The organism is Nostoc sp., assembly GCF_036917415.1.
Lineage (GTDB): Bacteria > Cyanobacteriota > Cyanobacteriia > Cyanobacteriales > Nostocaceae > Nostoc.
On the sequence record NZ_JBALDJ010000026.1, the window covers coordinates 71555 to 84929 of the forward strand.

Genomic DNA, 13375 nt, shown 5'->3' on the forward strand with positions numbered 1-13375 from the left:
CATACGAAAAAAGAAAAATACATAAGTCTTGATTTCTCGTGAAAGTGGCATGGCTTTTTCCCTCACTTCCATTCCTCTCCCCCACGGGGGGAGAGGCTTTGAAACCCAGTTTTAATTTTTCTTTGCTTGTATGAAACCACCCTGCTAAATCCCCCTTGAAAAGGGGGACTTTAATCCTACTTCCCCCCTTTTTAAGGGGGGTTAGGGGGGATCAAGAAGTGTCTAAAATCACAGTTAATCACTTTTCAAACAACCTCTCATTTAAAAATTGCTTCACTGACATTCTCGACTGAGTACCAACCGTCCATCAGCAAGTCGATAAAGCCCTTGTGGTTCAACTATTGCATCGCCTTTTTTCCAAGTCTGCGATATTGGTTCAACATTACGCACTTCACCAGTCGAATAGATTGAAATTAATCCATCCCCTGGACTATTACGTAAAGCACCAGAACCTGTAATGAAGAATGTACCCTTTTGCTTGGAACTGCCTGAAATGCAACTATTGGCGATGAGTGCATTGGTGTCGATGACGTTTGGAGATGTTCCAGTGAAGCTGTTTTGAATGTAACTGGTATCGGGTGCGTTAATATTTGTTGTACCTGAAACGCCTAATTCAGAACTTGCAGTAATATCGCTTTTTCCGGTTGGTTTTGTCCGCGCTTCGATACCGAAGATACCTTGCGAGTTGATTTGGACTCTTCCACCGGAACCAGTGTATGCGTTGGCGCTGATGTCGCTGTTTTCTTCTGGGCTGGCGGCGATAAATTTAGAGTTGATATTGATGTTACCGCCATCGCCACCTGATTTGGCTAACCCCGCAGTTGTGGTGATATTGCTGTTACGACGCAATAGTAATAAATCTGTAGCAGTTAAGTTAATATTTCCACCATCACCAGAGGTAGTTGCAGCAGCAATAATTCCTTTATTATCTAGTTGTACAGTACCTGAATTAATGTTAATATTCCCGGCAATTCCATCTCCCTGACTACTAGCAGATAAAGCTGCACCATTGAGAGATAAATCACGGGCTGTGACATTAATATTCCCGCCTTTACCTTTACCTGTGAATCCTGCATCTACTCCGACTATGCTAAAGATGCCAGTGTCAAAGTTAGAACCATCGAGAGTTGTCCCCTGAAGAGAGAATTTTCCGCCAGCATTAACGGTGACATTGCCTGCATTTCCCTGTCCAATTGTCGCAGCGTTGATTTTAGCACCATTTGTGAAAGAAATGTCACCAGTAGCATTAATTAGCACATTTCCAGCATTGCCTTTACCACCAGTAATAGACAATAAAGCAGCACCATCGGATAAAGAAAAATTACGTCCCTGAATTTCAATATCTCCACTCTTACCTACTGCATTTAGGTAAAGAAAGGAGGATAAAAAGCTTTTTCCTGAAATAGAAACGTCGCCACCTGCTCGAATTGCAATTTTACCAGCATTTCCATCTGTGGCAATAATTGTTGCTATATTACTATCTTTGATTGTTGTGTTACCTGATGTAGTTATAAAAACGTTACCCGCGTTGCCTTCACCATTAGACAATGTAAACAAATCAGCACCATCAGATAGCTCTAAACTACGGGCTACAATCTCAATATCACCACTGTTACCTACACCGGTTTCCAACACGCCGCTAAATATTCCGCTACTAAGTCTTTCACTACGTCCAGAAATTGTCACAGCACCACCTGCTTGAATTTTAATATTCCCGCCATTACCTTCACCCGATGTACCATTACTCAAAGAAGAACCACCTGTGAAGGAAACATTATCTTGTGTATTTATGGAAATATTACCAGCATTACCTTTACCACCAAGATTGCTGTTAAAAATGGCAGATTCTCCGTCTAAAGAAAAAGACTTGGCGAAGATATCAATATTTCCGGCATTACCTACACCTGTTTCGGAAATGGCGCTACTTATATTACTGCTATTGGCAAGATAAACTGTATCTGTTGCTTGGATTGAGATATTACCAGCATTTCCTTTGCCAAAAGTGCTAGCAAAGAAATAAGAACCATTATTTAAAGAAAGCTTTCCTGTTTGGATATCAATATCTCCACCATTACCTCCTAGTTCTGAAGTTGCACTACTAAAATTTGCTTGATTATTCAAAGATAAAGTATCATCAACTTTAATGGAAATAGTGCCAGCATTTCCCTGCCCAAGAGTAAAGGCGTTAATGTAAGCATTATCTAATGATAAATTTCTAGCTTGAATGTTGATAGTACCACTGTTACCCCTTGCTTTATCGCCAACATTAGTACTAATTTGAGTTAAACCAATATTATTAGTATCGCTGAGAGAAATTTTCTCTGCGGCTTGAATAAAAATATTACCTGCGTTACCTATTCCATTTGTACCTGTATCAATACTTGCACCATTTGTCAACGACAGCAAGCCAGTTGTGACTGCTATATTTCCCCCATTACCAATACCTCCAGTTATTACATCACTTTTGATACCAGCAATCGAATCGCCTACTATCCCATCTAGCTGAATTGTGTCGCGGGCATTAACAAATATATTACCTGCATCACCTTTACCGGAAACGGCGGTAGAGATTTGTGAACCACCTAATAATGAGAGGGTTCCAGTATTAACCCGGATATTTCCACCTTTACCTACACCATCAGCAAACACCCGGCTGCTAATATCACTATTACTATCAAAAGTAATATCATTAGCATCAATCGTAATATTTCCCCCATCTCCTTTACCAAGGGTACTGCTGCTAATAAATGCCCCATTAGTTGATTGGAGAGAAGCTGTTTTTATCTGAATATCTCCAGCTTTACCTGTACCTTCTGGGTTGACGCTACTAATAATACGGCTATAAATTCGATCTGGTTCACCGTCACTTAAAGTAGTATCTATAAAACCATCTAAACTTATGCCATTACTCGCATTAATATTGATACTACCGGCATTTCCCTGTCCGAAACTTTTAGTGTTGAGTTCGGAACCTTGCGCTAAAGAAAGAGAACCTGTTTGGATGTTAATACTACCACCATTACCTACACTCCCTTCTTCCGCAGAACTATAAATATCACTACTATCTGTAAGCGTAATGTTATCTTTAGCTAGGATGGAAACTTTACCAGAATTCCCTTGCCCAAAAGTACTGGCATCTAGAAATGAATCATTACTTAAATTCAGGGAACCTGTAATTATATTAATGTCACCTGATGTACCAACAGCGTCTTTTCGCAATGTATTAGAAATAAAGCTGGCGTTAGTGAGATTTATGGTTCCTGTAGCGTTAATTTCAATATTACCACCTTGACTATTTGGTGTTCCTAGACCTATGTCTCTACCTGCTCTAAGTTTACTTTCTCCTGCTAAATTCACATCACGAGCATGAATTTTGATATTCCCGCCATTCGTACCGCGAACATTAACTTCTGCGGCGTTATTTAGAGAAACATTTGCTCGTTCTACACCATCAGGTACTGCCAAACTGATATTATCACCTGCAATATTTAATCCTACATTTCCTGGTGCAGCCAAACCTGCTAATTCAATATTCCCTTCATAAGTGCGAATACTCCCACCATCAAGATTGATATTTCCACCGACAAGCAGCAAACTTTTACCATCTGCTACTCTTAAACCTGTGACATCTTCAGCAAGAAGATTTTTACCAGCATCTGCTTGCGATTGATTGGTAATTCCTGCATTCGCTTGGATTTGATTAAACAACAACGCCGAAGGATTAATCGTCAATAATGGTGCTGCTTCAAGATTCGTCGCGCTAAAAACCCCCTGATTTCCAAACTGAATTCCGTTCGCTGTTGTGCCCACAAACGAACCCTGCAAATCTAAACTGGCATTTTTACCAAATAAAATGCCATTGGGATTGAGCAAAAACAAATTCGCACCACCTAATACACCCAATCTCCCGAAAATATTTGATGAGTTACCACCAGTAACGCGAGAAAAGATATTGGTTATTCCCTCTGGATTAGCAAAATAAACACCTTGACCTTCATTTACGTTAAAATCTTGAAAACTGTGAAATAGGTTAGCACCACGAGCCGCACCGCCGTCGATGCGGTCATTGTTTTTATTAATGGGAATGACTTGCGATCGCTCCTTTCCCAGGCTGTTATCGGGAGTTAACTGAGCAAAAGTAGGATGAATAGAAACTGCAATACCTACCACGCATCCCAGCCATCCTGTGACAGCAACCGGCCAAATTTTCACCATTTCTATTATGCCTACTATTTCTATAGTGGTTCTTAGTTGTTTAATAAAGACCTCACCCTAACCCTCTCCTAAGAGGAGAGGGGATCAGAAAAATTTTTATTGCTGGAAGGAGAGTAAGATTCAAAGCCTCTCTCCTTTTAGGAGAGAGGTTTGGAGTGAGGTCAGAGTGTGTTGCATCAAAATGAAAACTGCTATATTTTTTCGCTAGCAATTTTCTGGAGATATTCAATTCGTTGCTGAATATTTTTTTTATCTACGCCATCACCGATAAGCATTTCGGACTGTGCAAGCTCTTTAACTAAAGTTGCCCCAGTACGCCCCAGTTTACCATTACCAGTTGCTTTTAATGCTTCTTCTAGGGCTTCATACCACAGATCGTTTTCAGCATAATAATTTATGCTTTCTGGAATGCTAGTAAATCGATTTTTAGCAAGTGATTCAAGATTGATAACGGTAAATTCTGCACGTCTAATAATCGTGTCGTTTTCGCAGTCAATTGCAATTTGCCATAAATATGTTTTACCTACTGTGAGTTCGGGGTAATCAACGGGAAGTTTTAGTTTGTTAATCCCGACTGTTGTGGGTATTTCTTTAACTTGCCCAATTTTTTTAACGGTGTTGGCTGAATCAAATTCATACAGTTGGAATCGCGCATTTTGAGAACTTGACATATACCAAGCTAACATTGGACGTTTAGAAGCGGTTTTACCGATAAATGTCTGAGGTGCAAGCTGTGTCAGTGGTATGCCGCTAGTTGAACATCCACGCGAACCACCCGGACGGGTATTTCCGCTGGCTGGTTTGCGATCGCGCGGGTTAAACTGAGCAAATGCTGGGATTGCAGTCATAAGAAAAACTACCCCGACAACCAAGCTTGTAAGTCTGCGCTTATTTTGCCAAGATACGAAATGTTGATGATTCATGGTAAATGCTGTTGATAGTATGCTTATCTAAAAGTTTTGGAAAATTCAGAATTCTGGCGACTAACGCCTTATTCTTTCTTAAAATTCCTTCATAGGTGTCCAACTAAGTTCGCATATAGTTCCACGTGGAGAAAGGGATTCACGGCGAAACTCTCCTCCTAATTGTTTAGCAAGCATTTTAAAATGTTTTGTGCCTTTATTTTCTAGTTTTGATTTAATGCCCGAACCGTTATCTTTCACAGATAAATTGTATTTATTTGCGCTATAAACACCTGATGCTTGAACGCGCTTAACTCCTTGAGCGTGTTTACCAACATTACATAGAGCTTCTTCCAAAAACAGACATATTCCCCGTTTGTGTTCTATACTTAAATATTTATCATTAATTGGGTCAAAATTGCGTATTTTTACTTTTAATGTTTTAAAATGTTCAAAATCTTGACGTTCTAATGTAGTTGAATAAACTTCATATAATAAATCGTGTAGAGGTCGTTTCAACTCAAGTGTTAATCCGCTACCTAAACGCAAACTCTCTTCTGTGGTTAATGCTTCGAGTTTGAGAAATTCGCCAAGTTCCCGAATTTCGCGATCGAGTTTTTCAAATTGCCCAACCAGTTGTTCGTAGGGGATGTCATTAGCACGCAGATGCTTTAATCCATAAGCAAGAGTTTGCAAAGGGCCATTATGAATTACGGTAAAAGTATGTTGAATTGTGTTTTGACGTTCGTTAATTTGCGATCGCAAAAATTTATCATGCTGGTAAAACGCAAAAGCACTCAAGCCAAGCCCATTTACACCTAAGATCAGCAAACTAGGTACTACCGGAATCCATATACCCCACATCCACAACATTATATACCCACAGCTAAATAGAGCAAATACAGCTACACTAACACTAAGTATATTTTCCCAAATGGATTGGGTAAGCCGTCCGATAATAATCGGCAAAAAACCCCAAATAAAGATCCATACGTACTCTTCTATATCTCCCCAACTATGCAACATTGGGCGATTGTCGATTACACTACTAAGAATTTGACCGATCGCATGAGCGTGATAGTCAATGCCATAAATTTGACCGTTTAATTCTAAGTTTGACAATGCAGATGTATAAAAAATATCGCCGACACTTGTGTTGCGGTTGCCAACTAATACAATGCGATCGCGCAACAATTCTGCATCTACTTTTCCATTTAAAATCTCACGTAGCGAGACAACATGAAAAGGCTTATAAGTATTGCGGAAGTTCATCAAAATTGACAATCCACCATCATCAACATTAACGTATCCGCCAAAATTACGAGTGATTCGGGGTAATTCAATCCCTCGAAATCTGATTGTATTCGGGTCATTTTTTCCTGTTTCCAATTCAATTCCTTTCGCCTGAAAGTACTTAATAACTAACCGCAGCGCTAAAGAATATTTATCTTCGTTGATATTGTCAGGATTATTAGGGTCTGTTGTAAATAACAGATAACGTCGATTTTTGCTATCCTTATCATTGGGTAAATCTACAAATCCAACTCGTTCCGGTGGCAAATTCTGAGGTGGAGAAATTTGTTTCGGTGGTAATATTTTTTGAATCCCGATAATATTAGTATTTTGCTGTAACACTTGCGCCAGTTGTTTCCCACCAGGTTCAACAGGAACATTTTTGAAGATATCTAGCCCAATAGCTAGTGGTTTATAAGTTTCTAGCTTGGTGAGTAACTCTGCAATCTTCTCATCTGGAATGGGATATTGTTTAACCGATTCAATATCCTTTTCATCGATACCTACAATTACTACACGTTCATCAAGTTTTTCTACCGGACGCAGATATAACATTTTATCGAAAAGCATCCATTCCCAAGATTGCATTCCTCCAGTTATACGTATCAATATCACCATAAACAGTACTATGATTCCAGGAGGTGCAGCCTGTAACCACAATCCAAATTCTTGGCGAATGCGATTCCAAATTCTCCTGCTCATATCATGTCCGAATAATTAGTTATAATTCTCACAGTCATTGCACCCCCACACGCCAGATGCTTTACTTGGTGAGACAAAGCTAGGCTTTGTCTGTTTAGGTTTATTCGAGTTTAATAAGTAATCAAACGGACATAATATCATCTCGTTTTTTACCGAATTAAATTTCCCCGGATTAATCAATTAAACCTTCATCACGGGAACGAATTTCAGTTTGAATTCGCATATTCTTACCACTTTGCTTGCAGTCTTCAGGATACACTCCCAACACATCCTGAATCTTCGTCCAGTAAGTACGGACTGCTCGTTCTGATTTATACATTCGCTCGGCGATCGCTCTATCTGTCAAACTCTCTTCAAAAGCTAACCGCAACACCTCCAACCATTCTGGTTTGAGTTCGATTCCCGTTTTGATGTCTTTGGTGTGAGTTGCACCATGAAGGGCCAAATTAACCCGCATTAGCATTTCATCTTCGGGTAATCCTTTATCTGCGATCGCAAATCCAGCTTGATGATTATCAATCTCGTGTTTGATCCGAATTAACGCCTTCACATAACTAGTTTGCACCATGAAATTCTGATCGGGATATTCTTGGAGCAAAGTTTGCAACAGCTTAATTCCGGTATCAATTTCTGCTGTCTCTCCTTGGCGATCGGGAATTGATAAATCCATCACAATCAGGTCAAAGTGTTGATATTGAAGTTGATAAAGTGTCTCTTTTGCCGTCTGAGCCTTAGCGATCGCAGCTTCGGGATACTGTCGACTTAAGACATCGAGCGTACCAGTTAAAATTAATTGGTGGTCATCTACAACAAGAATACCCAGTTTTTTTTCCACTGGTAAATATCCAAAAACTTGATGTTCTTTTAAATTTACTACTACCATAATTTCATCCAAATTCAAAGTTTCCTTAAGCTTTATGAAAAATTCCTTCGTCTTTGACGTTTAACTTGAGAGTCATATCTTGTATCTTTTAGGCCTAACTCATTGAAGTATGCGCTTATTTTAATTGGAGATGAATTTTCAAGCTATACAGAAAAGTGCAAATCTAGAGGTCAATACGGTTCGGTTAACGTGTTTATTCCTCAAAGATCCCCCCAACCCCCCTTAAAAAGGGGGGCTTACAACCCTCTTTTACCCCCTTTTTAAGGGGGTCGCCGTAGGCGGGGGGATCTTAACCGAACCGTATTGATCTAAAGGTGCGATCTGATTTTGGAGTCCTCACCCTAAGTCCCTCTCCGAAACTTGGGAGAGGGACTTAGGGTGAGGACTCCCCTTCTCCCAATTTTGGGAGAAGGGGTTGGGGGATGAGGGCAAGAGGTTTAATTTTTTCACCTCGGAACTGGTACTTGATTAATTACCGACGCAATTACCGCATCCATTTGTAAACCATCCAGCATCGCTTCTGGTTTCAATATGAGACGATGACGTAGCAACGGTGATGCAACTGCTTTTACATCATCTGGCGTTACAAAATCCCTTCCTGCTAACCACGCTAGGGCTTGAGATGTCTGCAACCAAGCACCGGTAGCGCGGGGTGATGCACCCAAAGTCAAATCGGGATATTGACGCGATATTGTCACCAACGCCAACAAATAATCAACGATCGCTTCTGATACTTTAACTTCTTTGACTGCTTGTCGTGCTTGCAAAATGTCGCTTACTGTTGCGATTGGTTTCAAACGGCTAATATCTAAACGTCGTGCTGCAAAACCCGCCTGACGATTGAGTAACATTTGCTTTTCAGCAGCTCGATCGGGGTAATCTACCACCAGCTTAAATAAAAATCTGTCTAACTGTGCCTCTGGTAATGGATAAGTACCCTCAAATTCCAGAGGATTTTGTGTCGCAATTACCCAAAATAAATCTGGTAAAGGCAAACTTTCGCCATCCAGCGTTACCTGCATCTCTTCCATTGCTTCTAGCAGCGCCGCTTGTGTCTTGGGCGGAGTACGGTTGATTTCGTCCGCTAGCAGTACTTCGGTAAATATTGGCCCTTTTTTCAAAGTGAAATTGCGGCTATTCAAGTCAAAAATATTTGTACCAGTAATATCTGAAGGTAAAACATCAGGTGTTAATTGAATCCGGCGAAACTCCCCTTGAATTAACTGCGCTAACACTTTTACTAGTAGGGTTTTCCCAGTTCCCGGTACTCCTTCTAAAATTACATGCCCACCCGCTAGCAGTGCTACTAAGAGTTGCTGTATTAAACTAGATTGTCCGACAATTACTTGATTAAGACCTTGACCAAGCCTAACTAAGATAGGATGTGTTTCACTCATATTTTTTATTGATAAATAACTAACCCAAAATACTATGCATAATTCCAAAACATTAATTTTTAATTTTTATAGGATTTACCCACAGCTAACGGAAAACGAACCACAGAGAACGCAGAGGTCACGGAGAAATGAGAGTTTGAGAGAGTTTTTGCGTAAGTCCTATTTTAATTTTTAATTTTTAATTTCCCTAATGGTTCGCCATTTCCCCAACCAGCTTAACAGGTCTCGTTCACTGATGGGTTGTTTGCGAGATTGTAGCTTTAAAACTGCATCTAGTTCTGCTGCACTTGCGCCTGTTTTTTCCATCCAGAAATCGATCAAGGCTTGAGGTTCTAAAAGTACTTGTCCTAATCCCAACGCTTTTTGGAGTTGTAGTTGTTCTTGTTTACCCACCATTTCAACAACAAAGTCGGTGGTATCAGCTTTCTGCAACACCCCGGCTAAAGCTTGGATATATGCCGAGCTATTATCTACAACTGGTGTATCTAAAGCTACTGGTTTACCAAAGCGGCGATTCTGCGCCCAAACTAGCACTAATAGCAGAATACCTACCTGTATCAATATTGGCAGTAAAGGAGTTTTAGCAATAAAACTAGATAAATCTCCTTCGCTTTCTTTTTTCCTGACATCGGCATCTTTATAGCCGTGAATGTATTCATCGACAAAGATTGTGTTACTTTTTTCAGTAACCAAACTAGCTAAATACTTGAAATTACTTAAATAATCTTGGTAAGCATTGGCGGCTAAATAAGGAGTAGTAGAAAAAATCACCTTTCCTTTTTTGTAATTTTTTTTCCAGACAACAGCACCAAAGCGATCGCCTAAATTAACTTGCTGGGAGTTAGCTTTTTTATATCGTCTACGTGTATCAATTTTAATATCACCTTCAGGAGATTTTTGCATAGTGCTAAACTCCGCTTCTGTAACCCGCGCCTTCGCACCCAAAATTACCAAAGTATTCCCTTTTTCTACCCATTCCCGCTCTTGACTATCCAGTGTCGCCTCCTTGGGATAGCCGCCTACCTGTAGCAAGGTAACTGGGCTGTTCTCTAGCTGAATATCACTAAAAGGCTTTTGCCAGCGCTTAATAGAAATTCCCTGTTGTTGCATAAAAGCGTACCAAGCACCATAACCATCAGAGTTGCGGTTATAAGTAGAGCCAGCGTTAATTTTAGTATTATTGGGAGCCGCGAACAAACTAAGTAAAACGATCGCAGCGAGTGCGATCGCTCCCATCCAAGCAAGGCGATTTGGACGTTTCATTTTCGACTTTCATTGCCTTTGAATATCACTAGTGTTAATACTTACTTATTTTTCAGCTAAAGTCAAAATATACTTGCTTTAGTTTTTCAACGCGATCGCCTGTTTGATGAATGCTTCTAAATTTTGGGTAGCAGTGGGATTGTCAAACAGAACGTTGCTTGAGAGTTTTAGGGCTTCACGAACTGAGTATCGCCAATCAATATCTACGGCTAATCGCACTGCAATCTGAATATATTGCGAGGTATCAGCTGCAATTGTTTGTGTTACAGCGATCGCTTGCAAAAAACCATAAGAATGACGCCCCCGCATAAACTCACCAGGACAAGTGACAATTGGTAAATGACAGGCGATCGCATCCAGTGTTGTGTTACCACCCGCCCAGTCGAAGGTATCTAAATAAATGTCTGCCAAAGAAAGCAAGTCAAAGTAATCATCACGTGGTAGCACAGGAGAAAATACACAATAGTCAAGACTATAGTGACTATTATATTAATGCGAATATACAGCAGAATTCAGGAGTAAAACACGCTTTATACCTGGGTAACATACTTAGAAATAAGTTACTAACTACAATAAGCCAGACTGCTTAATCCAGGAGTATTTACTAAGTCAGTGTTGACCATCCAACCATTACCAGATAATTCTCCAGGGAAACTTCTGGAAAGGTCGATTTCTACCCAAATGTAATTTTCAGATTTGTATGACTTAACTACATTACCTGTAACCAAGCTCACAAACACACTTGTGTTTGGATAAAGTGTTGTAATAAAAGGTTCTCTTGTACTTGGTTGGCGACGTATAGTTTCCTGTCGTACAATTTGCCGACATACACTGCCAATAGTAGGTTTACTCCATAGGTTTTGAGCGTTGTTATTCGTCTGACAAAATTTCAGCACAGCAGTTTGAATAAACCCTGAAGTCGGAGATTTAATTCTAACAAATCTATCTCCGCTAACTGGTATATATCCTAAAGTAATCCTTGTTTTTGCCGATAATATTCTAATAGCGTTGGATGATGTTGAAGGTTCTTTGAAAATTGGAGTATTTACTTTAGTTGCACGACAACTCGACTGTGAAGAATTAAAGGGAGTCTGTGTGATTTGAGCAAATACAGGTACACTCAGAGCAAACGTAGCAATATTTACTAGAGTAAAAATATACAATAAATTCTGAAATTCCACGTTTTTTCCTCAATATCACTCACGAAAGACTATACATTAGATTCGGAACTTCTAAACTCTGATGTGAAAAGAGCTACAAAAATTATTTTTAATTATTAGAATATTATATAATGACTTATTACTACTAATTACCAACTACGCGCAATCTTTTAATTATGAATCAATCCAAGAATAGTGGAATAGTTGAACAGTTTGTTAATACAGTGATGGGGGTAAAACCTGGGAATCAACAGCAGTCTCCAAGTACATTAATAGCTAATACACAAGAAATAGATATTAAGGCAATTTTAGTTTATACAATAGGAACTACCCTACAAATCTTAGTGATGATTCTCGTATTACTAGGAATGGAGAAATTAGTAATGTTCGTTGAAGATAGTTCTTCTTTTCCTAGTTGGTTTAGCACTTTATTGACTGGATTATTTTTTGCTCTATTAAGTATCCGTTCTCGAATTTTCTCTCTTTTAGATAATACCCGTTCTCGTCAGACCTATGACCAGGTAATCAGACCAAGATGGTCTCCTCCACCTTTAGTATTTCCCATAGTTTGGATGATAATTGCTGTTTTGCGGGTAATTTCTTCTGTATTGGTTTGGCAGCAAATGAATCACCAATTTTTAGTGTTACCTTTAATTTTGTTTGTGGTAAATTTGGCTTTAGGGGATACTTGGAATACGATTTTTACTGTAGAACGGAGATTAGGTGCTGCTGTACCTGTAGTTATTTTAGGCCCTTGGTTATCTGCTGTAGTAGTAACGGCAATTTATTGGCAAACTAATCCTATAGCAGGAATGACTTTATCATTTTCTTGTGTGTGGTTAACTATAGCTGCTGTATTGGTATTTAGAATTTGGCAATTAAATGGATCTGAGCCATTGTATCCTTTAAAACTAACACTTGTGGATAAATAAATACCAAAAATTCACCTTGATATCAAGTTCGGGTTATTACTTGTAATAAAATCTATCAATGTAGGTTGGGGAGACGCAAGTGGCGTTTGAACACCAGTGAAACTCAACATAAACAAGGATCAAATGTTGGGTTTCGTTCCTCAACCCAACCTACAGATATTATAAGTGTTTAACCGGACATGATATGACTTTTGATTACCACATTCAACATACATAAAAAACGGTAGAGCAATTAAAAATCTACCGTTTTTTAAACTCTTTAAGGGGGTTAGCTTCTAAACCAATTTTATCTAAATCTTTTTTCTTAATCATAATGATAAGCATTGCCAAGTTCTAAATAGTGCCGAAAGTAACACCCTGTTGTTTGAGCCACTTCCGGTATGCTATAGAATAGCGATCGCTCGGTAAATGTATTTCTGCTTGCAAATCCAAAGGTAAGCGTCGGGGTTGCTGGGACTCGACAATGGCGATATCTTGACTAGCAACTTGATTTTGAATATCTAGATACACTTCCACTTTTAGTTCGCGGACACTAGACTTCTTGCAAAAGTCGCTAGTGATGTGAGATAAGTAGGTGAGAGTGAGGTAATATATATGACCTATGAACAGGTTAAAAGCCTGAAGTCAG

The 13375-nt window shown here is 39.3% G+C and carries 9 protein-coding genes and 1 pseudogene; 1 reads left to right on the forward strand and 9 read right to left on the reverse strand.

Translation table 11 applies throughout. From position 1 onward, the window contains the following. Positions 1–273: 273 nt before the first annotated feature. The 8 genes and pseudogenes from V7K41_RS05050 to V7K41_RS05085 form a co-directional block, all read right to left on the reverse strand. Positions 274–4215: a two-partner secretion domain-containing protein gene (locus tag V7K41_RS05050; RefSeq protein ID WP_334846091.1), complete on the reverse strand. Its 3942-nt coding sequence runs from the start codon at positions 4213–4215 to the stop codon at positions 274–276. A gap of 191 nt (positions 4216–4406) precedes the next feature. Next, positions 4407–5063 (reverse strand): DUF928 domain-containing protein, encoded by a 657-nt coding sequence (locus tag V7K41_RS05055; RefSeq protein ID WP_334846093.1) that lies wholly within the window; start codon positions 5061–5063, stop codon positions 4407–4409. A gap of 153 nt (positions 5064–5216) precedes the next feature. Further along, the gene (locus tag V7K41_RS05060) at positions 5217–7112 is read right to left on the reverse strand and encodes a CHASE2 domain-containing protein (protein ID WP_334846094.1); all 1896 of its coding nucleotides are present in this window, start codon (positions 7110–7112) and stop codon (positions 5217–5219) included. Positions 7113–7284: 172 nt separating this feature from the next. Next, the gene (locus V7K41_RS05065; protein WP_334846096.1) at positions 7285–7995 is read right to left on the reverse strand and encodes a response regulator transcription factor; all 711 of its coding nucleotides are present in this window, start codon (positions 7993–7995) and stop codon (positions 7285–7287) included. 446 nt (positions 7996–8441) lie between these two features. Next, positions 8442–9392: an AAA family ATPase gene (locus V7K41_RS05070; protein WP_334846098.1), complete on the reverse strand. Its 951-nt coding sequence runs from the start codon at positions 9390–9392 to the stop codon at positions 8442–8444. Positions 9393–9563: 171 nt separating this feature from the next. Continuing rightward, a complete protein-coding gene (locus V7K41_RS05075; RefSeq protein ID WP_334846100.1) occupies positions 9564–10655 on the reverse strand; it encodes a DUF4350 domain-containing protein in 1092 nt (363 codons plus the stop codon). A 78-nt stretch (positions 10656–10733) separates the two neighbouring features. Continuing rightward, a pseudogene (locus tag V7K41_RS05080) lies at positions 10734–11105 on the reverse strand (O-linked N-acetylglucosamine transferase family protein); the annotation flags it as partial. Positions 11106–11218: 113 nt separating this feature from the next. After that, positions 11219–11836, reverse strand: a complete 618-nt coding sequence (locus tag V7K41_RS05085) for a hypothetical protein (protein ID WP_334846101.1) — start codon at positions 11834–11836, stop codon at positions 11219–11221. Between the two features lie 155 nt (positions 11837–11991). Between V7K41_RS05085 and V7K41_RS05090 the strand changes: the two genes are divergently transcribed. After that, positions 11992–12747: a TspO/MBR family protein gene (locus tag V7K41_RS05090; RefSeq protein WP_334846102.1), complete on the forward strand. Its 756-nt coding sequence runs from the start codon at positions 11992–11994 to the stop codon at positions 12745–12747. Positions 12748–13080: 333 nt separating this feature from the next. Here the strand turns inward: V7K41_RS05090 and V7K41_RS05095 are convergent, their stop codons facing one another. Next, complete coding sequence (locus V7K41_RS05095) at positions 13081–13263, reverse strand: hypothetical protein (RefSeq protein ID WP_334846104.1); 183 nt, start codon at positions 13261–13263, stop codon at positions 13081–13083. Positions 13264–13375 lie beyond the last annotated feature (112 nt).